The organism is Alloalcanivorax sp. C16-2 (assembly GCF_046507615.1).
GTDB classification, from domain to species: Bacteria; Pseudomonadota; Gammaproteobacteria; order Pseudomonadales; family Alcanivoracaceae; genus Alloalcanivorax; species Alloalcanivorax marinus_A.
This window is the reverse complement of sequence record NZ_JBKFTL010000002.1, coordinates 37,938-61,003: the sequence shown is the minus strand read 5'-3', so window position 1 is coordinate 61,003 and position 23,066 is coordinate 37,938. Positions and strand designations below refer to the sequence as shown.

General features: G+C 64.2%; 25 protein-coding genes. 12 read left to right on the top strand and 13 right to left on the bottom strand.

What is annotated here, in order from left to right:
• Nucleotides 1-211: 211 nt before the first annotated feature.
• The 4 genes from ACLD02_RS10525 to ACLD02_RS10510 form a co-directional block, all read right to left on the bottom strand.
• Complete coding sequence (locus ACLD02_RS10525) at nt 212-907, bottom strand: hypothetical protein (protein WP_410298665.1); 696 nt, start codon at nt 905-907, stop codon at nt 212-214.
• Between the two features lie 127 nt (nt 908-1,034).
• The gene (locus ACLD02_RS10520; protein ID WP_410298664.1) at nt 1,035-1,733 is read right to left on the bottom strand and encodes a hypothetical protein; all 699 of its coding nucleotides are present in this window, start codon (nt 1,731-1,733) and stop codon (nt 1,035-1,037) included.
• A 280-nt stretch (nt 1,734-2,013) separates the two neighbouring features.
• Nucleotides 2,014-2,763, bottom strand: coding sequence for a DsbC family protein (locus ACLD02_RS10515; RefSeq protein WP_410298663.1), 750 nt, complete (start codon nt 2,761-2,763; stop codon nt 2,014-2,016).
• A 27-nt stretch (nt 2,764-2,790) separates the two neighbouring features.
• Nucleotides 2,791-3,498: an FKBP-type peptidyl-prolyl cis-trans isomerase gene (locus ACLD02_RS10510; RefSeq protein WP_410298662.1), complete on the bottom strand. Its 708-nt coding sequence runs from the start codon at nt 3,496-3,498 to the stop codon at nt 2,791-2,793.
• Nucleotides 3,499-3,623: 125 nt separating this feature from the next.
• Here ACLD02_RS10510 and ACLD02_RS10505 point away from each other — a divergent pair, with 125 nt between their 5' ends.
• Nucleotides 3,624-4,454, top strand: coding sequence for a type II secretion system protein N (locus ACLD02_RS10505; RefSeq protein ID WP_410298661.1), 831 nt, complete (start codon nt 3,624-3,626; stop codon nt 4,452-4,454).
• Nucleotides 4,455-4,494: 40 nt separating this feature from the next.
• Here ACLD02_RS10505 and ACLD02_RS10500 read toward each other — a convergent pair whose 3' ends face one another.
• The 3 genes from ACLD02_RS10500 to ACLD02_RS10490 all read right to left on the bottom strand — a co-directional run bounded on the left by ACLD02_RS10500 (nt 4,495) and on the right by ACLD02_RS10490 (nt 7,520).
• On the bottom strand, nt 4,495-5,184 hold the full coding sequence (locus ACLD02_RS10500; RefSeq protein ID WP_410298660.1) for a transposase: 690 nt from the start codon (nt 5,182-5,184) through the stop codon (nt 4,495-4,497).
• Nucleotides 5,185-5,809: 625 nt separating this feature from the next.
• On the bottom strand, nt 5,810-6,475 hold the full coding sequence (locus ACLD02_RS10495; protein WP_203102390.1) for a hypothetical protein: 666 nt from the start codon (nt 6,473-6,475) through the stop codon (nt 5,810-5,812).
• A gap of 325 nt (nt 6,476-6,800) precedes the next feature.
• On the bottom strand, nt 6,801-7,520 hold the full coding sequence (locus ACLD02_RS10490; RefSeq protein ID WP_410298659.1) for a transposase: 720 nt from the start codon (nt 7,518-7,520) through the stop codon (nt 6,801-6,803).
• A 311-nt stretch (nt 7,521-7,831) separates the two neighbouring features.
• Between ACLD02_RS10490 and ACLD02_RS10485 the strand changes: the two genes are divergently transcribed.
• The 7 genes from ACLD02_RS10485 (at nt 7,832) to ACLD02_RS10455 (ending at nt 11,014) form a co-directional block, all read left to right on the top strand.
• A complete protein-coding gene (locus tag ACLD02_RS10485) occupies nt 7,832-8,017 on the top strand; it encodes a hypothetical protein (RefSeq protein ID WP_410298658.1) in 186 nt (61 codons plus the stop codon).
• A 29-nt stretch (nt 8,018-8,046) separates the two neighbouring features.
• Nucleotides 8,047-8,409 (top strand): DUF4351 domain-containing protein, encoded by a 363-nt coding sequence (locus tag ACLD02_RS10480; RefSeq protein WP_410298657.1) that lies wholly within the window; start codon nt 8,047-8,049, stop codon nt 8,407-8,409.
• A 151-nt stretch (nt 8,410-8,560) separates the two neighbouring features.
• Nucleotides 8,561-9,262 carry an NUDIX hydrolase gene (locus ACLD02_RS10475; RefSeq protein ID WP_203102405.1) on the top strand — a complete coding sequence of 234 codons (702 nt, stop codon included), beginning with the start codon at nt 8,561-8,563 and terminating at the stop codon, nt 9,260-9,262.
• A 165-nt stretch (nt 9,263-9,427) separates the two neighbouring features.
• Complete coding sequence (locus ACLD02_RS10470; protein ID WP_410298656.1) at nt 9,428-9,790, top strand: type II toxin-antitoxin system RelE/ParE family toxin; 363 nt, start codon at nt 9,428-9,430, stop codon at nt 9,788-9,790.
• On the top strand, nt 9,783-10,088 hold the full coding sequence (locus ACLD02_RS10465; RefSeq protein WP_203102409.1) for a helix-turn-helix domain-containing protein: 306 nt from the start codon (nt 9,783-9,785) through the stop codon (nt 10,086-10,088). Before ACLD02_RS10470 ends, ACLD02_RS10465 begins: the two co-directional genes overlap by 8 nt.
• Nucleotides 10,089-10,273: 185 nt before the next feature.
• Nucleotides 10,274-10,543: a helix-turn-helix domain-containing protein gene (locus ACLD02_RS10460; protein ID WP_203102411.1), complete on the top strand. Its 270-nt coding sequence runs from the start codon at nt 10,274-10,276 to the stop codon at nt 10,541-10,543.
• Between the two features lie 108 nt (nt 10,544-10,651).
• On the top strand, nt 10,652-11,014 hold the full coding sequence (locus tag ACLD02_RS10455) for a helix-turn-helix domain-containing protein (RefSeq protein ID WP_203102413.1): 363 nt from the start codon (nt 10,652-10,654) through the stop codon (nt 11,012-11,014).
• A gap of 104 nt (nt 11,015-11,118) precedes the next feature.
• On the opposite strand, the gene ACLD02_RS10450 is transcribed toward ACLD02_RS10455, so the two are convergent.
• The 5 genes from ACLD02_RS10450 to ACLD02_RS10430 all read right to left on the bottom strand — a co-directional run bounded on the left by ACLD02_RS10450 (nt 11,119) and on the right by ACLD02_RS10430 (nt 15,747).
• A complete protein-coding gene (locus ACLD02_RS10450) occupies nt 11,119-11,694 on the bottom strand; it encodes a hypothetical protein (RefSeq protein ID WP_410298655.1) in 576 nt (191 codons plus the stop codon).
• Between the two features lie 274 nt (nt 11,695-11,968).
• Entirely contained in the window at nt 11,969-12,304 is a 336-nt protein-coding gene (locus tag ACLD02_RS10445) for a DUF3325 family protein (protein WP_203102416.1), read from the bottom strand.
• Nucleotides 12,301-13,905 carry a PepSY-associated TM helix domain-containing protein gene (locus ACLD02_RS10440; RefSeq protein ID WP_410298654.1) on the bottom strand — a complete coding sequence of 535 codons (1,605 nt, stop codon included), beginning with the start codon at nt 13,903-13,905 and terminating at the stop codon, nt 12,301-12,303. Before ACLD02_RS10440 ends, ACLD02_RS10445 begins: the two co-directional genes overlap by 4 nt.
• Entirely contained in the window at nt 13,902-14,201 is a 300-nt protein-coding gene (locus tag ACLD02_RS10435; RefSeq protein WP_203102418.1) for a DUF3649 domain-containing protein, read from the bottom strand. The genes ACLD02_RS10440 and ACLD02_RS10435 overlap by 4 nt, the downstream gene beginning before the upstream one ends.
• Nucleotides 14,202-14,358: 157 nt before the next feature.
• Entirely contained in the window at nt 14,359-15,747 is a 1,389-nt protein-coding gene (locus ACLD02_RS10430; RefSeq protein ID WP_203100378.1) for an MATE family efflux transporter, read from the bottom strand.
• Between the two features lie 54 nt (nt 15,748-15,801).
• Here ACLD02_RS10430 and ACLD02_RS10425 point away from each other — a divergent pair, with 54 nt between their 5' ends.
• From ACLD02_RS10425 to ACLD02_RS10410, 4 genes are all read left to right on the top strand, one after another.
• The gene (locus ACLD02_RS10425) at nt 15,802-16,353 is read left to right on the top strand and encodes an elongation factor P hydroxylase (RefSeq protein ID WP_203100376.1); all 552 of its coding nucleotides are present in this window, start codon (nt 15,802-15,804) and stop codon (nt 16,351-16,353) included.
• 435 nt (nt 16,354-16,788) lie between these two features.
• On the top strand, nt 16,789-17,307 hold the full coding sequence (locus ACLD02_RS10420) for a sigma-70 family RNA polymerase sigma factor (RefSeq protein WP_203100368.1): 519 nt from the start codon (nt 16,789-16,791) through the stop codon (nt 17,305-17,307).
• 4 nt (nt 17,308-17,311) lie between these two features.
• On the top strand, nt 17,312-18,286 hold the full coding sequence (locus tag ACLD02_RS10415) for a FecR domain-containing protein (RefSeq protein ID WP_410298653.1): 975 nt from the start codon (nt 17,312-17,314) through the stop codon (nt 18,284-18,286).
• A gap of 267 nt (nt 18,287-18,553) precedes the next feature.
• The gene (locus ACLD02_RS10410) at nt 18,554-20,788 is read left to right on the top strand and encodes a TonB-dependent receptor domain-containing protein (protein WP_410298652.1); all 2,235 of its coding nucleotides are present in this window, start codon (nt 18,554-18,556) and stop codon (nt 20,786-20,788) included.
• Between the two features lie 74 nt (nt 20,789-20,862).
• Here ACLD02_RS10410 and betT read toward each other — a convergent pair whose 3' ends face one another.
• Nucleotides 20,863-22,896 carry a choline BCCT transporter BetT gene (gene betT / locus ACLD02_RS10405; protein ID WP_203100362.1) on the bottom strand — a complete coding sequence of 678 codons (2,034 nt, stop codon included), beginning with the start codon at nt 22,894-22,896 and terminating at the stop codon, nt 20,863-20,865.
• Nucleotides 22,897-23,066 lie beyond the last annotated feature (170 nt).

Genomic DNA, 23,066 nt, shown 5'->3' with positions numbered 1-23,066 from the left:
GCAAGCGCTGGTATCCCTGTCTGCTACTGTGATGCTGGACAGTGAACAGGCCGTTAGGCCGAGAAGCGTCAGGGGTAGAGTTGCTATTTTTATGATTGTCATTCCATAACGAGTCGCTTTAAAAAGCCCGGGCTAGACCGGGGCCGGATGGGGAAGTGTTCGGCGCCAGCCCGATTGCGAGATCCGACGCCGAGCCTGCCGATATTGTCTGTTATTGGATGTCCAAGGATGTGGCATTATCAATTATCAGCTCACCCTCAAAGGAACAGTCTGAGCTCTCATCGCAATCGTAAAAATTGGAAGAGAAGTCGAAGCTGGCGCCGAGGCCGGGGGTGAAGGCCACGCTGTGAAGATGCTCCTCGTTCACTAATCCTATGCCGATAGCGGTCAGGCTGATTCGTCCCAGATTTGCGGTATAACTAGATGCTGTTGCGTCATAAGGTATGAAGTCATCACAGTTATCCACGAACGGGCAGTGGGGGGTGAGACTGGGTTCCTTCAGGTACCAGGGGAAATTGCTCAGAATGTAAAGGCTGCAGAATGAACCATTCGACATGCTCGCCGAATTGATCTGGAAGCCGATACGCCAGTCACCGTTGGAGTCCTGGCATTTTTTTATCTCTCCACTCCAGGCTAGTGTGCAGTTCAAATTCAAGGAGCAATAAAATCCTGCATCGCCTTCGAAAACGAAGTCACCACCGCCCTCCGCAGCAGGCCGGCTATGCCATGTATCCGTGTGCCCGCCAGTACCGTTGAAATGATAGGTATTGTCATTGATTTCGGTTTCGATACAAGGGGCCGAGCCACCGCCGGGGCAAGCGCCAGTATCCCAGTCCGCTACTGTAATGTTGGACAGAGACCAGGCCGCCAGGCCGAGAAGCGTGAAGAATAGAGTTTCTATTTTCATGGTTGCCGTCTCCATAATGTATCGCTCAAGGCAAAAAAAGCCCCGGCAAGGCCGGGGCAGGATGGGGAAGCATTCGGCGCCAGCCTGATTACGAGCTTAGCGCCGAACGTTAATCCATGAATCGCTGTTATTTGACGTCCAGGGATGTGGCATTATTAACGGTCAGAGTACCGTCAATAGAGCAGTCTGCGTTTTCTTCACAATCGAAGAAGTCGGACTGGAAGTCGAAGTTGGCACCAACACCCGGGGTGAAGATCACACCGTGAACGTGCTCATTATCGACCAGGGTCATGCCCAGGGCGGTAACATCAATGGAGCCGAAATTGCCGGTATAGGTGGTGGCGTTCGGGTCATAGGGGATGAAGCTGTCGCAGTCATCCTCAAACGGGCAGTGGGGGGTAATGCTTGCATCCTTAGAGTACCAGGGGAAGCCACCCACGTTCACCAAGCCGCAGAAAGTGCCGTTTGAAACGTCTGCGTCAGTAACCTTCACGCCGATGCGCCATGCGCCGTTGGAGTCTTGGCACTTTTGCACTTGGCCGCTGAGCGCCAGGGTGCAGTCAAGATCGAGGGCGCAATTCAGCTCCACGTTGTCGCCTTCGAAAACGAAGTCACCACCACCCTCGGCGGCGGGGCGACCGTGCCAGATGCCAGCGTGGCCGCCGGTGCCGTTGAAGTGGTAGGTGTTGCCGTTGATTACCGTTTCGATACAGGGCGCGGAGCCACCGCCGGAGCAGGCACCGGTATCCCAATCCGCGGTTGCCACGCCAGAGAAGGACCAGGCGGCCATACCGAGAAGTGCTGAAAGTAACAGTTTCGTCTTCATGACAAAGTCTCCGTAATTGTTTGTCGTTCGTATGCTGCAGAATGTACTGCCATTTCAACGTAGCAAGGTTTTAGCGGCGGTTCCGCAGTTCGGCGGGGTTTAATTAGGGTGTTTGCGGGATGGCCTTTTTAATCAGACACTTAACCGGCTTCTTATGACCCGCACGGCGGTGGATTTTTGTGGAAATACGATAAAGCGGGGTTATTTGCCTTGGGGAGGGATTAACAGGGAAGGAATACGGGCCCGCATGTCGGCGTGATCATGCAGGCCCGGAGGGCCGTTAGTTCCTGAGGCCCGCGGTGTTGGCGATGGCGGCGCTCAGCTCATCCGGCGACATGTAGCCGCCCAGGTTGCGGCCATCGGAGGCAAAGACCGACGGCGTGCCGCTGACGCCCAGGGTCTGCGCCATGGTGTACTGGTCCGCCACTGGTGAGCGGCAGGGCAGCACTTCCTGGGTGAGCGGCTGGCCGGAGAAGACGTCGGTGATCGCGGTTTGCGGGTCCTCGGTGCACCAGATCCTGGCCATGTTGTTGGCCGCCGAGGAGTCGATGCCCGCCCGGGGCAGCGCCAGGTAGTGCACGGTGATGCCGCGTTCATTGATGTCGGCCATATGGGCGTGGAACCGCTTGCAGTACGGGCAGGTGATGTCCGTGAACACATAGATCTCGTGCTCTTCCTGGCCGGTGGCGGGGAAGGTAATGGTGGTGCCCTTGTCCACGCCTTGAAGCCGTTGCGCCCGGTCCTGCCGTTCGCGCTCCTCGGTGTGGTCTTTCCAGGAATCCTGGGTGAAGCTGAGCAGGCGGCCCGAGAAAATATGGTCGCTGCCCGGCTCGGCATAGAGGAACTCGCCGTTGCTCAGCTTGATTTCCTTGACGCCCTCCACGGGGCTGTCCTGCACGCTTTTCACGCTCAGGTTCGGGTTGGTGATGGCCAGCGCGCTTTCCACCCGCTCGCGAAGGTCCGCGGTGGCCAGGCCGGGGAGTGCCAAGGCGATGAGTAGAACATTCAGAATGTAGCGATACGGTCTCATGGGTGTGCCCCCTTCCAATGGTGGTTATCAGCTTCTGTCGATCACTTCGACCAGTTCCAGTTCGTAGATCAGGGTGGATTGCGGTGGCACCCTGTCTCGCACGCCCGCTTCGCCATAGGCCAGCTCCGGCGGAATGAAGAGGCGCCATTTATCGCCTTCCTTCATGTGCACCAGCGCTTTTTGCCAGCCTTTCAAGGCCACGCCCATGTTTACCCGCACCGGTTCGCCCCGGGCCAGGCTGCTTTCCACGAAGGTGCCATCCAGCAAAGTGCCGGCGTAATGCACGAGCACCGCGTCGTTGCCGTCCGGGCTGGCGCCGCCGCCGGTGCTCTCCAGCACTTCGTATTGCACGCCGCTCGGCAGGGTTTTCACGCCGGGGCGCTCCTTGTTTTTCTCCATGAACTCCTGGCCCTGAGCCGCGTTGCGGGCGATGAGTTGCTTGTGCTCTTCCTCCAGGCGCTGCATGACCTCCTTCTGGTAGGCGCCGGAGGCGGCCCGGGCGTCTTCTTCGCTGAGGCGCAGTTCGTTGCCCTTGAGCTTGTCGCGCAGGGCTTCCAGAACCAGATCCTCATTGAGTTTGCTCTTGGCCAGGGAGACGCCGAGGCTGTCGCCGAGCAGCATGCCGGCGGCGTAGGAGGCTTTTTGTTGGTTGGTTTCCAGTTCGCTGGTGGGTGGGTTGTGGCTGCAGCCGGCGAGAATCGCCAGGGGTAGCGCGCCAACGAGTAACTTCCTCATGGTTCCTCCTGATTGTTTTATTGGATATCGTTTTGTTGTCTTTGTTGTTGTCAGTAAAGAGAGCTATATATTATTTAAGTTCCTTGTAAAACATGTCGTAAACCATAAAAAATTAGCGGGTGCGTATGAAAGGTCAGAAGATAATTACTAAGTGCCTGTTTTTGGCGGCATTGTTTTTTTTATCCCTTATTTTCTTTTTCGCGAACGAAAGGAATGGCACGGATGATGCCGGCCAAAAAACGGAACGTCCTTCGCCGGCTCTTACCCCCCGGGCGGAGCGCGCGGCGAGGGTGGCTCCCCCGCCGGCCGTTGAAACGCCCGCCGCCTTGTTGTCCAAGGAGCAGGTGCCGGGGGAACCGGTGGACGTGGGCTCCCTGGCCCTGCTGGCTGTCTTTCAGGCGCACAGCCCGCTGGCGTCCGCGGTGATTCATGTGGAGGGCCATGGGGCGCACCGCTACCACGTCGGCGCGGAGTTGCCGGAGGGCGGCGTGCTGGCCGCCATTCGGTCCACCGAGGTGGTTATCGAGGACGCCGGCCGTCGCATCACGCTGCGCATGGCTCTCCTCGGCGGGGGCGGGCGCGCCGAGGTCGCCGATGTGGATGAAGAGGTGGAGGATGCGTCCGATAATGACCGCCCCAAGATGCCGCAGCGCGTGCTCGATTTTCTCAGCAAGCTTGACCTGACGCCGGTCAGCGAGGATTCGCCGGACGGGTACCTCGTCGGCGATGACTTTCCGGAAAGCGGCAGGGAGGAAATCGGGGTAAAGCCCGGCGACACCATCGTGGCGGTGAACGGCTATCCCGTGGGGGAATACAACAGCGATTACCTGGTATGGCTTTCCTTCAAGGACCGTTACCGGGCCAGCGTGCTGGTCCGTAGCGAGGACGGCAAGGAGTTTTCCTTTCACTTTCCGGATGATCTTCAAAACGTCAGCCTGCCCGGCCCGGGTGGCTGACCGCCGTGGCCGGCCCTCGCCGGCCACGGCATCCGGTTGCTCAGGCATCGTCATGTTCCCGGGTCAGTTCCTTCTCCACCCCTGACAGGCCGTACTTGCGGTACACCTCCTTGATGAAGCGGACCGAGCCGATCAGCCGGCAGCGCTTCACCGCGTTGGCGATGGCTTTCTCTTCCTCCGCGCTCAGGCCATTGCTCACGTAAGTGCGGTAGGCTTCCGCGCGTTCCTCGATGTCGCGCCCCAGGCGCTGGTAGATCTCCGGGTCGCTGAGCGAGTAGCGCTCGGTCTTGCCCAGCCGCATTCGATAGCTGCTGTACCGGTAGTGATAGGCCGATGGCGCCAGCTCGTGGACGATGGGCAGCCGCTCGATGTAGCACATGGTGGTGATCACTGGCTGGCCCGGTTCGATGACGCTGGAGCGATAGCGGGTTTCCCACGCCGAATCGCGCCGGTGCACCTTCTTGCGCCGTAGCGAGGCACGGCACGTCAGCGCCTTCATGAACCGCGACACCGCCGTCGCGTCGTCCTCGGGCGAGGCCAGCACATGCACGGAGTGGGGGAGCAAGCAGTAGCCGTGGATGGCCAGGCCGTGCTCGATGCTGAGCTCGCGCATGTCGGCGAGGCAGTGGGTGTAGTCCGATTCGTCGATAAAAACCGGTTGGTTGTCCGCGCTTTGGCGCATCAGGTAGTGCGGGTGTTCCGCAAGCAGAAAGCGATCCTTACCAGACATGATGAATCTCCTTTCATCACTGTTTGTTGTTCTCGGCTGACCCGATGTTCCGCCGGGCCGGAGAGGTCTCGCTGGAGGGGCGGGTCACTCGGGCGCCGCTCTTTGAGCGGCGCCCGGGCCCGCTTTGCTTCTTCCCCCCACTTGGGTTGGCAACGCAGTCGATTTGCTTTTTTTGTATCTCCAACCCTAATCCGAAACGATTTGTGTATGGAGACTTTTTCTCTGAAAAGTGAGTTTGAAAAAAATGAAAGGTTGAACATGAACGGGGCTGTTTTTTCCATAAAATCAGCAACTTACAGAGATTATATAATCGGAATTCTGATGATGACTGGTATCAAAAATCTGATAAACGGTATATTGGGGACAGAAAATAACAGGCACTTTTTTGTGTTTTGGGGGTGTTGGAGGGGGAGCGGGTCGAGACTATGGAGGGAAAGGTAACATTATTTGTTAAAATATATATATCTGTCCCCTTTAAAATGATGCGTATTGCTTCGCGATTATTTTTTATACTACAGCCCCGTGTTTTATTAAACAAAATTCCATCTCTGGACATTATCTGAAACATTGCCGGCGGGCGGCGCGTTCCCGGCCTGGTTGGCGGGCCGGGAACGCGTGCCTGGTGTCAGTACACCGTCAGGTAGTCCACATCGCCTTGCAGTTGCAGGGCGCCGTTCAGGCTGCAGCCTTGCGGGTCATCCGTGCCGTTCTCGTAGAGATCTCCGGTCAGGTTGAAGGTGTCGTAGTTGTCGTAGCTCACGCCGTGGGCGTGGATGTCGGAAATGCCCGCCAGCGGCACATCCAGGGTGCCGATGTTCCCGGTGATGGGGCCCGGCCACGGCACGCCATCGTCGTTGCCGAAGTTGTCGTGGGTACCGCTGTCGGCCAGGTACCAGGGCAGGCCCTCCAAGTCCGCCAGGATGCACAGGAAACCCCCGGAGAGGTTGGCCTCGTTCACCTTGATGCCGATGCGCCAGTCGTCCTGGTCATCCTGGAACTTCTTCACCTGGGCATCCAGGGAGATCGAGCAGTTCAACGTCTGGCTGGGGCATTCGAGGGTGCCGCTGCCGGCGAACTCGAAGTCGTCGCCGTTGGCGTCGCCGTGCCACTCGTCGGCGTGGCCGCCGTTGAAGTGGTAGACGTTGCCGTTGTACTCATGCTCCACGCAGGGCACCGAGAGCCCGGTCGGGCAGGCGCCACTGTCCCAGCTTGCCTGGGTCAGGGGAGAGAGCATCAGCAGGGCGCCGCCGAGGGCACCGGTGATCAGGCTGTTCCGTTTGAGCGTATGCATGGTCGTTCTCCTTGTGATTTCTTGTACTTTCCTCACGGGCCGGCGGGGGCCGGCGACTCCCACGCTAGTTTCTGGTGCGTTCGTACCACAATGAAAAGGCGGTGCGGGTTTGTTGTTCTCGCCGGGGCTGTCGTACAGGAATTCGGTGGGGGGTTGGAGCGGGAGGGCCATGGGGCTCATCTTGTGCGTCGTTAAATTTGTTCTTGTGCGGTTTTTTTGTGGGAGATTCCCGGGCGGTTGTCCTTGCCGGGACCGTGAATCCGCCCGCGCCCCTGGCTCGGGCTGTAGGAGCGACTTTCCGTCGCGACTGAAGCGGTGTGCGCGCCTAGCCGGGATTCCCATGCCGCGGCGTCAGGCGCCGTCGCTTGCGGGGCCGGCCCGGGCCCCGGTTGATGTACAGCACGCCATAGCGCAGGTAGACCTCCTTCACGAAGCGCGGCGAGCCGGTTAGCCGGTTGCGGCGTACGGCGGTGGCGATGGCCTGTGCCTCGCGGTGGTCCTGGCCTTCCTTGAGGTAGCGACGGTAGGCCGCCGCGCGCTCCTCGATGGTGTCGCCCAGGCGCCCGTATTCCGGCGGGTCGTGCAGGGTGTAGTGGTCGGTCTTGCCGAGGCGGGTGCGGTAACTGGAGTGCGGGTAATGGTAGGCGGCCACGGCCAGGCCGTGCTCAATGGGCAGGCGCTCGATGAAGCACATGGTCGCCAGCACCCACTGGCCCGGTTCCACCGGGCTGGCGTGGTAACGGCGGCGCCACGGTGACGGCGCCCGGTAGCGCTCGCGGTGGCGCAGCGCCAGGCGGCACGACAGCGCCTTCATGAACACCGACAAATCCCGTGCCCGCGCCGGTGGCGTGGCCAGCACATGGAGCCGGTCCGGCAGCAGGCACCAGGCGTGGATGGCGATGCCGTGCTCGGCCGCCAGCTCGAGCAGCAGCCGGGCGCCATGCACATAGTCGGTATGTTCCCGGAATACCCGCTCGCCAGCGCGCGCCAGGCGCAGAAGGTGGTGCGCGTGCTCCGCCAGTAACAGTCGTTCCCTTGCTTTCATGGCCGCCTCCTTGCCCGCGCTCCGCGTGAACCCCTGGCTACCATGGTCCCCGGCCCGACCGCCATTCGCGAGGGTGAAGTGGGGGGAAAAGCTTTTATCGTTCAAGTGGCACGGAAGTACCGGTCTTAGTGACTGAATCCGGGCGGGTTTATCAATGCCTCGGCGGCGCCTTGCCGGCGCGGCCCGGTACCGTCCGCGATAGGGTCCGCCCCCAATGGAAACGGATTGTCGGTTCCTGTCTATGCCGATCTCCGCTTTGGCTTACAGCCGTTGTCCGCGCCGGAGGACAGACAGCCCCATCCGTCGCGGCAATGAACGGCAGCTACGTCACCGATAACCTGCGCGGGCGGCGCGGCGAACTCGGCCCCGACCGCAAATTACCGGCGGTGTTGCCGGTGGTGCTCTATAACGGCGAGCGCCGCTGGTGGCCGCCCTGTTCCGGCTGGAACACCACCGTTCCTCCGACGAGGTGGCCGGTCTTCTTGAACTTTTGGTAAGGTGGCTATCGGGTCCGGAACAGGCCGATTTGCGCCGATCTTACCTGGAATGGCTGCGCCGCCGGCTGCCACGCTGGTTCCCCGGCGAAACCTTCCCCGAGATGCACGATCTGCAGGAGGCGTACGAAATGATCACCAACCGGTTCGAGGAATGGAAAGAACGCCAGCGCCTGGCCGGCGTGGAGCAGGGCGTCGCGCAAGGCATTGAGCAAGGCATTGAGCGGGGCCGCCTGGAAGGCGAGCGCAAGCTGGTTCTGCGCCTGATGCAACATCGCTTCGGCGACCTCCCCGCCGCGTATCGTCTGCGCCTGCAAAGCGCCTCCCAGGCCGAACTGGAAGACCTGGCCGACCGCGTTCTGGATGCCGCTTCCCTGGACGATCTGTTCCAATAGCGGCGGAGGTCCCGGCTCCGCCGGTTGCGGATGGTGTGGGAGCGGCTGAAAGCGCTCCTACGAAATCAGGATGGCGGTGTTCTCGAGTGGATGATTCCGCCGGCTCGGGTTATGGTCGAAGGCGAAGTCCGGTTTCGAGAATAATAACGCCATGCAACCACGCCCCGCCTCCACCCTGGCCCTGCTCCGCGATTCCGACCATGGCCCCCAGGTTCTGCTGCTGCAGCGCACCCACCAGGCCGTGTTCATGCCTGGATATTACGTTTTCCCCGGTGGGGCGGTGGACCACCATGACCTGAGTGTCACCGGCGACGGCGCCGGGCTGGCGGAGATCGCCGCCAATGCCATGCTGGGTGTGGAAGCGGGCGGCCTGGGCTATTTGGTGGCGGCCGTGCGTGAGTGCTTCGAGGAGGCCGGCCTGCTGCTGGCCCGGGACGGGCAGGGCGCCTGGGTGGATGCCGCCCACCCGGTGCTGGCCGCCCGCCACGTGGTGGCCCGGGGAGAAGCGAGCTTGGCGCTGCTATGCCAGGAATACGGGCTGGATTTGTGCCTGGACCGGATCGCCTATCTGGATCACTGGGTCACGCCGCCGGGCCCGCCGCGTCGCTTTGACACCCGCTTCTTCGTGGCCGAGGCGCCGCCCGGCCAGGTGCCCCTGCACGACGGCCAGGAAACCATCGACCATTGCTGGCTCACTCCCCGCCAGGCCCTCGCCGACCGCCGCTCCGGTCGACGCCGCTTCGCCACCCCCACCACCGCGGTACTGCGGCGCCTGGCGGACTACGGCTCGGTACAAGCCGCCCTCGCCGACGGCGCCCCGGCCCCGGACTCCGCGCCGCTTACGAATCCCTGACATCCCCGCCTCGTTCCGCCTACACATCTTGGTGCGGAATTCCTACGTTGACCTCCGATATTGCCCACTGACCCGCAGGCCCGCTCTGGCCATGCTTTCGGTTGAACGAATGTATTCGTGTATGTGGCACTAAGTGGTATGGGTGGGTGAAATGTGAGAATATTCATGAACCGGTCGTTCGCTCGCTGGGCGTCGCGTGAGCGTATTTCCAGTGCCGCCTTGATTCAGGCGGTTACTGAGATGGAAGCGGGCCTGATTGATGCTCGTCTTGGTGCCGGCCTCTATAAAAAGCGGATCGGTTTGCCGGGCCGGGGCAAGCGGGGAGGCGCACGGGTTCTGGTCGCTTTTCGGTCGCATCGGCGAACGGTTTTCCTGTTCGGTTTTGCCAAGAGCCAGAGAGCGGACATTTCTCCGGTGGAAAGGAGGGCGCTGGAACGGCTGGCGCACGAGTTACTGACTTATAGCCCGGCGCGTATTGGGATGGCGCTCAGACATGGAGCTATTATCGAGGTGGAAAACGATGGCTAAGGGCATTTTGGGTGCGGTGCATGACACCGCTCACGATCTTTCCAAAGCTGGTGTGATGGATGCCGTCACATTGCGTGAATTCGATGCAATGTGCCTTCCGGAGATCCGGCCTTTCCGCGCCGCTGATATTCGCCGTATCCGTCGACGGTATAAGGTTAGCCAGGCGGTGTTCGCGGCCTACCTCAACACGTCGCTCTCCACGGTGCAGAAATGGGAGCGCGGTGACAAAAACCCTAACGGAATTTCGCTGAAGCTGCTCAACCTGGTGGATAGCAAAGGGCTTGAAGTCCTGCTGTAGCTGGTCATGCCTACACATCTTGTGGTGGATTTCCTACAGGGATTGCGGTGAATCACTGATTTTTTGCCGTTGGCATGCCGGTCACGATGGATGCGTGATACGCAAGTCGACGCCGGCCCGGCCCGGCAGTGAGGACGCCGATGTCGGAGGACACTACCCCTTATTGGCCAAGCCCGCGGAGGCCCATGGATACCTGGGTGGACCGCTTGCTGGAGCACAGCCGCGCGGAACTGGCCAGGTTGCCGCTGGAGACGCCCGTGGATGGCACCCATGTGACCGCGGTGATGCGTCTGACCGGCCTGGACCGGTTTCGCATGGCGCGGTTGCTGGGCGTGGACCCGATGACCCTGGACCGCTGGGAGCGGGGCATGGGTGTGCCGGGGGGCGCGGCCCGTACTCTGCTGTTGATCGGTTTGAGCTTCCCGGAGACCTTGCGCATTTTCGCTGACCCTTGATCTGGCATTCGCCTGTTGATCCGCGTTCCGGATAGAGCGAACCTTTGCGCCAGTGCAAAGCGCGTAATGCGAATGCGACAACGGGAATGGGACAACGGAGAGCGGATCATGGATATCGGTGCGGGGTTAAAGCGTCAACGGTTGGCGCAGGGCGCCACCTTGCAGCAGGTGGCGGAGCGGGCGGGCACGGACGCGGGCAACTTGTCACGGGTGGAGCGCAATGCCCAGGACATCAGTTTCCGGCGTTTGTGCCGGCTGTGTTCGGCGCTGGAGGTGCGGGTGGTGGATTTTCTGCGCCAGGTGGAGCAGTGGGAAGGCATTGAGATGGGGCCGATGCCCGGTGATGGCGTGTCGCGCCGGTTGAGCAGCATGGTGCGGCAGTTCGGCGCGGTGTCGCGGCGCGACCAATTGTTGTTGATCGGCCTGGCGCGAAGCATGCGGCGGCAAACCCGGGCGGCGGATCACGATTGAAGGTGACGGTGGCCCGGGTGCGGGGCGGGTGATTATCGCGGCTGAAGCCGCTCCTACAAGGGTTCCCGGTTGTAGGAGCGGCTTCAGCCGCGATCCTCGCGCCGCTAGGAGCGCGTGGACAGCATGGCGATGGCGGCCAGGGCTTCCGGGTCGTGGTCCTTCAGCCGGTTGGCGATGCCGTGTTGGAAGAAGTAGCGGAAGTCCGGTTCGTCCTGTGCCGCGCACAGGCAGTGGTCGCCGGGCAATACCGGTGTCTGGGTGACCGCCTCCTCGTCGGCCACCATGGCTTTGGTGGAGCCGTCGGCGTACAGCCGCCAGCTCACCACCTCGGTGAGGCTGAGGGTTTCGAACTGATCCTCGGAGAACACGGCGTGGGTGCCGATGGTATCCGGGATCTCCTGAATCGGCCCGCCGCCGCCGGGCCGGCCGAAGAATTCCACCGCCGCGTCCAGTTCCCGGACTTTGTGCGGCGGTGCGTCGCGGAACAGATAATCGCTGTCGGGCAGCCGGTAGCCCTCCCAGCGCCCGTTGAGCGGGTCCGCCAGATCGGTGGCGGTGACCAGCTCCTTGAGCCAGGGCACCACGGCCACGGTGTCGCCGTCGTCGCGCCGTGCCCAGGCGAGGATTTTGATGGAAAACAAGGTGTCCGGGTGTTGATCGTTGGCATAGAGGAGCTCCATGCCGTCGTACTCCGGTGAGAGTCGCAGGATCGGCGGAAGCGATGCCCGCCGTCGGGGGGTAAACGGCAATACATTATTGCCGCGAGGGTCACGCCGGTTTGCCATAAGCGCCTCCGCGCAAGCCGACCAAGGAACTGCGGAATAACTGATACGTAGACGCTCGCTGCCGGCGTGCTCACGCATGAGTTATTCCGACGTTCCAAATTCACACTAGACGCTCGGCGGAGGCGGCGCAAGCGTTGTTTGCGGGGGGCACGTTATAACCCGCGCGTGGCTAGCCGGGCATTAATCCGAATACCGCGGCGATCACCGGCAACCCTAGCGCTAGCCGCGCGGCCAGCCGTGGCCGGTACGGCAGCAGGAACACCAGCGGCAGCCCGGCGAAGGCGACCATGCCAAAGGCCATCCACAGCGCCAAGCCGGTGGGCCAGACCATCAGGCAGCCAGCGGTCATGGTCGCCAGCAGCGCCCAGCCCAACACCCGAAAGCCGCGTAGCCGGGCCTCGGAGGCCTTGCTGCCGAGCATGGCTTCGTGGTGGCGCTTCATGGCCAAAGCCAGGGCGGTGAGCCCGGCGTAGCCCAGGGTCCAGGTCAGCGGCAGCAGGGTCACGGCGTGTCTCCGGTGGCGGCGCGGCGGGGCCGGGCGGCCCGGGCCGGTTTGCGCGCCGGGGTGTGGCCGGCCACCCGCCAGAAGGCGTAGCCGGCCCCGGCCGCCATGCCCAGGCAGACCAGGTCGAAGGCGGCCAGGGCGCCGTGGCGCCAGGCAATGGCGCTGAACAGGTGGCTGTCGGTGGTGGCCAGATCGATCACCGGCACCGCCAGCCAGAGCGCCGCCAGGGCGGCCAGTTGCTCCAGCCAGCCGCGCCGGTGCGGACGCCACAGGGCGTGGATCAGGGTGGCCAGCCAGGCCAGCAGGAAGGCGCGGATTTCCCAGCTCTCGCGGCCTTCCAGGGCCGCCGGCAGCAGCCGGTTGGCGGCGAAGTAGACCGCCATGGCGGCCAGCAGGCCGGTGATCGACGCCATGTTCAAACCGTTCACCAGGCGCAAGTTGAAGCCTGGCGCCTTGCCGCGCAGTTGCTGGGTGCGTTTGGCCACCCACAGCAACATGCCGGTGCAGGCCATGGCACTGCCCACCACGCCGAACACGAAGAACAGCCAGCGCGTGGCCGGGTCGGCGAAGCGTGCCAGGTGCAGGTTCACGAACAGGTTGTAGATGCGCACGGCGACGCCGTCGCTGGGGTGGGTGCCAGGGTCCGTTTTCAGCAAGCGACCGCTGACGCCGTCGAAACTGAGGGACGGGGCGCCACCCCGGCGACGGTCGGTGATCGTTGCTTCCTTGGCGGTGGAGACGCGGATCAGCGCGTTGTCCCGGTTGGGCCACTCCACCTCGATGTAGCGCACCGGCTGTCCGAAGGTGGCTTCGGCGCGCGCCACCAGGGGCTGGATGTCGTCGATCATGGCGGCGGGGGCCCCGGCGCCGGTGGTCTGCTCCTCGCGGGGAAACACCTCCGCGAAAAAGCCGCGCCAGCCGTCCTCGTAGGCGGCGTTGATGCCCCAGGGCATCAGCATGATCATGAAAATCAGCAGGCCGGAATAGGTGATCATGAAGTGGAAGGGCAGGGCCAGCACGGCGGTGGCGTTGTGGGCGTCCAGCCAGGAGCGCTGGCCCTTGCCCGGGCGGAAGGTGAAGAAATCCTTGAAGATCTTTTTGTGGGTGATCACGCCGCTGACGATGGCCACCAGCATGAACATGGTGGCGACGCACACCAGCCAGCGCGCCCAGATACGCGGCACGCCGTACAGCTCGAAGTGGAAGCGGTACAGGAAGTCGCCGCCACGGCTGGCGCGGGGCTCCAGAATCTCGCCGGTGGAGGCGTCCATTTCCGCTCGTTCGCCGCGCCGGCGCCGGTTTTCCTGGGCCTCCGGGGTGTCGGGTTGCCAGCGCAGTTCCACCACCGGATGGCGCTCGTCGGGCAGGCCGATGAGCCAGTTGCGGGCGTTGGGGGCGGTCGTGTTGAGTTGCTCCCAGGCAAGCCGGGGCGCGGCTTCGGAGGCCACCGACTGGTGCAGCTCCGGTGCCATCCAGAAGGAAATTTCATCGCGGAAATAGGCGCTGGTACCGGTGATGAAAATGGCCACCAGCAGCCAGCCCAGCAGCAGGCCGCTCCAGGTGTGCAGCCAGGCCATGGATTGTCGCAGGCTGGCTTTCATGCCGGGCCTCCCAGCCATACCAGGGCGGCGCCCACCAGGGTTGGCACGAGGATGCCCACCCAGGCGCGCAGCGCGCTGCGGGTGGAAAAGGCGAACAGCACGGCCACGGTGTAAATCAGGAAGGAGAGCAGGGTGCCGGTAAGCACCGCGTCCATCCGTGCCACCGGCAGCCACAGAGCGAGCGCGGCGGTGCTCACCGCCGCCAGGGCGTAGCCACCGAATACCGCCGCCAGCGCGCGCGACGCCACGCCCAGACGCGGCGAGGCGGCCAGTTGCTGTAAAGAAAGTCTGGACATGGAATCCCGAAGTCCGCGGAAAATAAGAATCGTTATTATCCGCATATGGGAAAGGGATGCAATCCGCCGATACGTTCTTTACCCGCCCGGCCGCTCCTACCTTTCTAATTGCGGTAGGAGCGGCCGGGCGGCGTTCCGCTTCAGCCGCGATCCGTCGTCAGGCGGCTTGCTCCAAGGTTGCCCCATCGCGCCGGGCGACCGCCGGCAACGGCTGCCGCAACCGCCAGCGCAGCCTCAGCGCCAGCAGAATGGCGGCGCTGGTGAGGCCGGCCACCAGGCCGATCCAGAACCCCGCCGGGCCCATCGCCGGCCCCCACAGGTCGGTGAGGCCCAGCACATAGCCGATCGGCAGGCCCACGCCCCAGTAGGCCAGCAGGGTCATCATCATCGGCCAGGCGGTGTCCTCGAAGCCGCGCAGGCAGCCGTTGGCGCTCACCTGTATGGCGTCGGACACCTGATAGATGCCGGCGAACAACAGCAGGTGGGCGGCCAGGGCGATGACCTGGCCGTTATCGGTGTAGATGCGCGGAATCCAGGCGCGGGTGAGCACCAGGCCGAGCCCGGCCAGCAGACCGATGGCGGCGGTGATGATCAGCGAGCAACGCACCGCCACGCCCACCCCCTGGCGGTCGCCGCGCCCCCGTGCGTGGCCCACGCGCACCGTGGCGGCGATGGCGAAACTCAGCGGCAGCATGAAGATCAGCGAGGTGAAGTTGAGCGCGATCTGGTGGCCGGCGACGATTTCCGGCCCCAGGCGACTGATCAACAGGGCGATCACCGCGAAGATGCTGACCTCGAAAAAGATCGACAGCCCCACCGGCAACCCCAGGCGCAGCATGTAGCCCAGGCTGGACGGCTCCCAATGGCGCTGGCCCAGGGTCAGCCGGGCCGGGCGGTACACCGGGTGGCGCTTGATGTAGCCGGCCATCATCAGCGCCATACACCACATCACCAGGCTGGTGGCCCAGCCGCAGCCCACCCCGCCCAGGGCTGGCAGGCCCAGCTTGCCGTAAATCAGAAGGTAGTTGGCGGGAATGTTGATCAGCAGGCCCACCACGCTGATCAGCAGCACCGGCCGGGTGTGGTTCATGGCCTCGGTGTAGCTGCGCAGCGCCAGCAGCACGGCGGCGCCGGGCATGCCCCAGCTGAGCGCGTCCAGGTAACCCTGCACCAGGGGCCGGATTGATTCATCCACATCCATCAGGTGCAGCACCGGCGCCATGGAGCGCAGGATCAGCATGCTCATCAGCCCCAGGCCCAGGGCCAGCCACAGCCCCTGCTGGGCCAGCGGGTTGACGCGATGGTAAGCTTCGCCGCCGAGATGGCGTGACAGGATCGGCGTTGCGCTGGTCAGCACCCCGGTCATGAACAGGAACAGCGGCACCCAGATGCTGGCGCCCACCGCCACCGCCGCCAGGTCCTCGGCGCTCACCCGGCCCGCCATCATGGTGTCCACGAAACCGTTGGCGGTCTGCGCCAACTGGCCGCCGAGAATCGGCAGAGCAAGACGAAACTGAGCAAGGTATTCCCGACGATGCAAGGACATGGTGAATCAGCGACAGGGCAAGGGGCGGCTACCATACCGCAAAGCACCCCACCCATGCACCGCGCCGCCGACCTGGAAACCCTGTTCCGTGACACGTTTTACGCGCGCCATCACACCGTGCTGGAAGGCGGCTTCGACGAACCGCTCTATCTGCCCGGCGACCCGGCTCGCATTCGCTACAGCCACGATTATTTTCGCAGTGCCTTGCACGAGATCGCGCACTGGTGCGTGGCCGGCCCGCGCCGTCGCGCCCTGGAGGATTACGGTTACTGGTACGCCCCGGACGGCCGCGACGCCGACCAGCAAGCCCGCTTCCTGCGGGTGGAAGTGCGCCCCCAGGCCTTCGAAGCGTTGTTCTGCGCTGCCTGCGACCACCGCTTCCGGGTATCCCTGGACAACCTGAACGGCGACCCCGGCGACGCCCACCGCTTCGCCACCGAAGTCCGCGCGCTCGCCCACGACCTCATCGACCAGGGCCTCCCCGAACGCCCCCGCCAATGGGTCGTCGCCCTGGAACACCACTACCGCACCGCCCAACGGCCCCTCGCCGACCGCCTCGACGCCGTCTTTCCGCCCACCGACCGTGCCACCCTCCATCGCGACTGAAGCGGAGTGCCGCCCAGTCGCTCCTACCGCATCCTTCTCACGCCCCATACCACCCAGCACGTGCCACGTCCCCCCGTAGGAGCGACTTCAGTCGCGATCCCACCCCAACCGCCGTGCCACCTCCATCGCGACTAAAGTCGCTCCTACCGTATCCTTCCCGCGCCAGCCACGCCCCCAACCGCCCATTCCGGCCACCCACCATGGCGGCTACCTCGAAGCGTCTCGGCTGGAGGGCCCGCACCCCGCTGGAGGGCCCGCACCCCGCTGGAGGGCCCGCACCCCGCTGGAGGGTCCATACCCCGCTGGAGGGCCCGCGCCCCGACCCGAACACTTGCCACCCACCCACCACTGCTTTATATTCCCGCTATTGATAATTATTCCTATTTGTATTCGCAAATTGCCCGCTTTTGCCGCGGTCCAGACATTCCGGATGCCATGGCCTCCACGACTTTGAGCAACACCCTGAACGCCCGCGTCGGTGCCCTGTATCGCGACCATTCCCACTGGCTGTTCGGCTGGCTGCGCGGTCGCCTGGGCGGCAACCAGGACGACGCCGCGGACCTGCTCCAGGACACCTACGTGCGTCTCATCGACGCCGGTCGCTACCCGCCCCCCGGGGAAGGGCGCGCCTTTCTGACGCAGATCGCCCGGGGGCTGGTGATCGATCTGCACCGCCGCCGCCGGCTGGAGAGTGCCTACCTGGAGGCCCTGGCGGCGCGCCCGGAAGAGGAGGCGCCATCCTCGGAGCGGCGTGCCCTGGTGCTGGATATTCTGGTGCGCATCGACCAGGCCCTGGACCGGCTGCCCGACAAGGTCTCCCGGGCGTTCCTGCTGTCCCGCTTCGAAGGGCTCACCTACCACCAGGTGGCGGAACGCCTGGGTATTTCCCACGGCGCGGTGCGCAAGTACATGCTCAAGGCCACCCAGGCCTGCCTGCTGGCCCTGGACGAATAGGCCGATGTCCGCCGACGCCGCCCTGGGGCGCCACGCCGCCCGCCATGGTCTGGAACTCCCGCGCCTGGAAGCGGCGCTGGAGTGGCAGGTAACGCTCTGGTCCGGCGAGATGGACGATGCCGGCCACCGCGACTGGGCCGCCTGGCTGGCGGCTCACCCCGGTAACCAGCGTGCCTGGGCGGAGGTGGAGCGGCTCGCCGGCCGCCTGGGTGAGCTGCCCTCGGACGTGGCCCGTCATACCCTGAAACGCCCGCGCCGCTTCAGCCGTCGCCAAGCGTTGTCGTTGTTCGGCCTGGCCGGTGCCGGCGCCCTGGTGGCGCGCGGCGGCTGGGTGGAGCGAGCGGTGGCGGATTGCCGCAGCGGCCCCGGCGAACAGCGCGACCTGACCCTGCCGGATGGCTCCAGCCTGAAGCTCAATACCGCCAGCGCGGTGAACCTGGCGTTCGACGGCGAGCGTCGTTTGCGGGTGCTGCCCGGCAGCGAGATCGCCCTGGACAGCCGTGGCGCCGGGGGCGCCCCGCTGCGGGTGGAGATGGCGGAGATGCGCCTGGATGCCAGCGACAGCCATGTGGTGCTGCGCGATCATGGCGAGCGGCTGGCGGTGTCGGTGCTGGCGGGACGGGTTGAGGTGTTGTCCGGGCCGGGGGGCATCGCGTCCCAGGCCGCCACCCTGCTGGGCGGCGAAGCGGCCTGGTTGTCGGCGGGCGGGGTGCGGCGGGTGCCTCTGGACCGCGCCGCCGCGCTGGACTGGACCCGGGGCGTGATGCGCGCCGACCGCCTGCCGCTGAACGCCTTCCTCGCCGAGCTGGGCCGCTACCGCCACGGGTTGCTGTATTGCGACGACGACGTGGCCGGGTTGGTGGTGTCCGGTGCCTTCCCGGTGCGTGATACCGATTACGCCTTGCAGTCCCTGGCCCAGGCATTGCCGGTGGCGGTGCATTACCGCACGCCCTGGCTGGTGCGGGTCAGCGCCGTTTGAGGGAGCGATCGGGGCTGGAGTTCATTCTGGCGCCGGATCGCGACTGAAGTCGCTCCTACAACTCCAGCCTCGGTAGGAGCGACTGGGCGGCACTCCGCTTCAGTCGCGATCCGGCGGTTGGATGTTGTCCGGCTTCAGCCGCGATCCCCGCCTGCCTTTAAACTCCGTTTCCCTCAAAAAAATTTCCACGCTGTGTAGCACTTTTCCCGTCCTCGTTCGGGGTACCGGTATAGCCACACGAAATACACCCCTGCTAAGGATCGGAGAATGATGCGTTTCTCAACGTTACGGCACCGGCTGCCCGCCGTCGGGTTGTGCCTGGCCCTGTCCGCCACGGTACTGGCGCCCTTGCCGGCGGCCGCCGCCGAGGCCCGCGAATACCGGATCGAAGCCGGACGCCTGGACAGCGCCCTGAGCCGCTACGCCAGCGAGGCGGGCCTGACCCTGGTGATCGATGGCCGCCTCACCGACGGTAAGACCACCGCCGGCCTGGACGGCCACTACCGGGCCCGCGCCGGTCTGAGCGCGCTGCTCGCTGGCAGCGGCCTGGAGGCGGTGCGTCAGCCCAATGGCAGCTATCGGCTGCGGCCGCTGCCGACGGCGGAAAAAGGCGAACACCGGCTGCCGGAAGTCAGCGTGACCTCGGCGTCGGCGTCCGGTCGCGCCGTGGACGTCACCAACGCTCCGGCCAGCATCTCGGTGATCAGCCGCGAGGATCTGGAAGGCAAGTCCTACCGCGACATCACCCAGGCGCTGCAGGACGTGCCCGGCGTGTACGTGGACGACGGCCCCTCCGGGAAGGGCGGCACCGAGGAGATCTCGATCCGCGGCATGGACAGCAAGTACACCCTGATTCTGGTGGACGGTCGCCCGCAGGGCTCCGGGCAGTCCTACTACAATGGCTTTGGCAGCGGCGCCGAATACGGCTGGTTGCCGCCGATCTCCGCCATCGAGCGCATCGAGGTGATTCGCGGGCCGATGTCGTCGCTGTACGGCTCCGACGCCCTGGGCGGGGTGATCAACGTGATCACCAAGGCGACCCCGGATCAGTGGGGCGGCTCCGTGACCCTGGAGCGCACCCAGCAGGAAAGCCACGAGTCCGGTGATTACCAGCAGCAGCGCTACTATCTGAGTGGCCCGCTGATCGAGGACACCCTGGGCTTCACCGTGAACGGCTCCCGCTATCAGCGCGACGAGGACCAGATCGAAGCCGGCTACCGCGACTACGACCGCGACAACACCATCGCCAAACTGACCTGGACGCCGGTGGACAACCAGTCGCTGTCCCTGGAAGCCGGTTACTCCACCCAGGAAACCCTGGGCACCGCCGCCAACTCCGGCTCCGATTCCGAGCTCTACACGGTGCGTCGTCACCAGGCGCTCAACCACGACATACTCTGGCACGGCGACATCGATACCAAGAGCTGGGTGCAGCGCGAGGAACTGGAAAACCAGACCCAGAACGCGCTTTATGAGCGGGTGACGGCCAACACCTCCACCGCCGTGCCGCTTGGCGACCATGTACTGACCCTGGGCGGCCAGTACCGGGAACAGAAGACCGAGAACCCGACCCGCGCCATCGGCGAGCCGGACCTGGAGCGCTGGGACATGGCGCTGTTCGGTGAAGACCAGTGGTTCGTCACCGACGATCTGGCGTTAACCGCCGGCCTGCGCTGGGTGGACGATGAGAACTACGGCAGCGAGGCGGTGCCGCGCGCCTACGCGGTGTACAACTTCACGCCGCAATTCACCCTTAAGGGCGGGGTCAGCGCCGGTTACCGCACCCCGGACCTCAAACAGGGCGACTCCAACTGGGTGGAAGGCGGCGGTGGCCGTTCCGTGGACGGTGGCGACATCGGCAACGATGACCTCAAGCCGGAAAAAAGCCTGACCTATGAACTGGGCGCGCTGTGGGAAGGCTACAACGGTGTTCAGGCCAGCGTGACCGTGTTCCACACCGACTACGACGACAAGATCGAGAAGCCGATCATCTGTGATCGGGTGTCCGGGCCGGATACCACCTGTCTCTATCAGGGGTACGACTACGAGAAGCTGTACCGTTACACCAACGTGGACGAGGCCCGTATTCGCGGCGCCGAGGTGACCTTCTCGTTCCCGGTGGGCTACAGCGTGCGCGTGGACAGCAACTACACCTTCACCGACAGCGAACAGCTGTCCGGCGACAACAAGGGTAACCCGCTTAACGATCAGCCCCGCCACCGTGCCAACCTGGGCGTGAACTGGCGCGCCAACGACGCCACCCGGCTGTGGGCCAAGGCCCGCTTCAAGGGCAAGGCCGAGCAGATCGCCGGTCGCGGCGGGCTCACCGACGAGTACCCCAGCTACACCCTGGTGGACACCGGCCTGATTTACGCGCTCACCGAACAGGTGGAAGTGTACGGCAGCGTCCAGAACGTGCTCGACAAGGAAGTGGACGACGAAAACTTCGGGCGGGTGCTGGACGGGCGGCGCTACAGCGCCGGGGTGACCGTTAACTTCTGATCGGGGGGATGATCGCGACTGAAGTCGCTCCTACAGGGGAACTGTAGGGGTGACTTCAGTCGCGATTTCTTTCCCTACCGAAGCATGTGCAGGAAATGCATGTGCTTCTCGTACTGATCCAGTACGTCGCTGATCACCTGCTCACGGGTGAACCCCATCAGATCGTAATCCTGACCGCCTTCGCGCAGGAACACGTCGGCGCGGTAATACTGATCGGTGTCCGCGTGCCGTTTGGAATGCTCCAGTTGCCGCAGGGTGATCGAAGGCCGTGCGTAACCACGCACCCGGGCGCCGTACAGGAAGTCGGTTTCCTCGCCATGGCTGACGATCAGGGTGACGCGATCATCGCCTTCGCGGACTTCCACTTCCAGGCCGTGGCCGCGCAGTTCATCGGCCACCGCGTTGAGCGCCGGCGTTACCACCTCGCGCACGAACTGCAGCACCCGGGCCCGGTTGGGGAAGCTCACCATGCCTTTCAGGCGCACCTTCCAGCCGCCGCTGCGTGGCGTATGACCGACGTGGATGGCCGCCGGGGCGGTGCCCAGATTGCTCTGGAAGCTGAGCCGGCGGATTCCTTCCACCTGCAACGAGCGCATCAGCCCGAAGCAGGCCAGCAACAGCACGATCGAGAACGGCAGCGCCGAGGCGATGGTGGCCGATTGCAGCGCGCCCAGGCCGCCGGCCAGCATCAGCGCGATGGCCACCACGCCCTCGGAGCCGGCCCAGAAGATACGCTGCCACAGCGGCGTGTCGTCGTGGCCACCGGAGGCCAGCATGTCCACCACCATGGACCCGGAGTCCGAGGAGGTGACGAAGAACACCACCACCATCAAGGTGGCGACGCCGGAGATAAAGCCCGACCAGGGGAACTGCTCCAGGAAGTGGAACAGTGCCACCGCCTTGTCGTTGTCCACCTGGGCAGCCAGTTCCGGATAGATGCCGTCGAGGATCATCTGGATCGCGGAGTCGCCGAACACGGTCATCCAGAACAGGGTGAAGCCGGCGGGCACCAGCATCACGCCGAGGGCGAATTGGCGGATGGTGCGGCCCCGCGATACCCGCGCGATGAACATCCCCACGAACGGTGACCAGGAAATCCACCAGCCCCAGTAAAACAGGGTCCAGCCGCCCATCCAGTCCTGGGGCCCGTCTTCCACCTTGGGCTGGTAGGTGTAGAGGTTGAAGGTCATGTTCACCAACTCGGACAGGTAGGCGCCCAGGTTCTGCACGTAGGCCTTGAGCAGGAACACGGTGGGGCCCAGGAACAGCACGAACATCAGCAGCAGGAAGGCGAGCCCCAGGTTGAGCTCGGAGAGCCGGCGGATGCCGCCGTCCAGGCCGGTGACCACGGAGATGGTGGCCAGCCCGGTGATGCCGATGATCAGCCCCACTTGCACCCATTCGTTCTTGGGGATGCCGAACAGATAGGTGAGGCCGGCGTTCACCTGCTCGACGCCGAAGCCCAGCGAGGTGGCCACGCCGAACACGGTGCCGACCACGGCGAACACGTCCACCGCGTGGCCCAGCGGGCCGTAAATCTTCTTGCCGATCAGCGGGTAGAGTGCCGAGCGCAGGGTCAGCGGCAGGTTATGCCGGAAACTGAAATAGGCCAGGATCAGGCCGACGATGGCGTAGATCGCCCAGGCGTGCAGGCCCCAGTGGAAGAAGGTGGCGCGCATCGCTTCCTGGGCGGCGGCGATGGTGCCCGGCTCCGCCATCGGCGGATCGCTGAAGTGCAGCACCGGCTCGGCGACGCCGAAGAACATCAGGCCGATGCCCATGCCGGCGGAAAACAGCATGGCGAACCAGGACGTGTAGCTGTATTCCGGTTCCGAGTGATCCTTGCCCAGCTTGATGTCGCCGTAGCGGCTGATGGCCAGGAACACCACCAGGGAAATCAGGATCGCCACGGTCAGCACATAGAACCAGCCGGCGTCGGCGATGATCCAGTCCTTGAGACCGTCGAAGAAGTTTTCCGCCACCTTGGGCACGATCACCGAGAACAGCACCAGGCCGGCGATGATCGCCACCGAGGTGAAGAACACCGGTGGATTGATTTTTACCTTGGCGGAGGCATCGGGAGTGGGGGACTCCGTTTCGTTGGCCATCTTGGGGCTCTCCTTATCCTTTCGGCCGGTACAGGGTACACAAAGAGCCCTTGAGGCTAACACAGGCGGGGTGTGAGAAAAGTGTGAGCGGGGGGGCGCGGTGTTCGGGCCGCCGGGCGATCGCGACTGAAGTCGCTCCTACAATGGATTTGTAGGAGCGACTTCAGTCG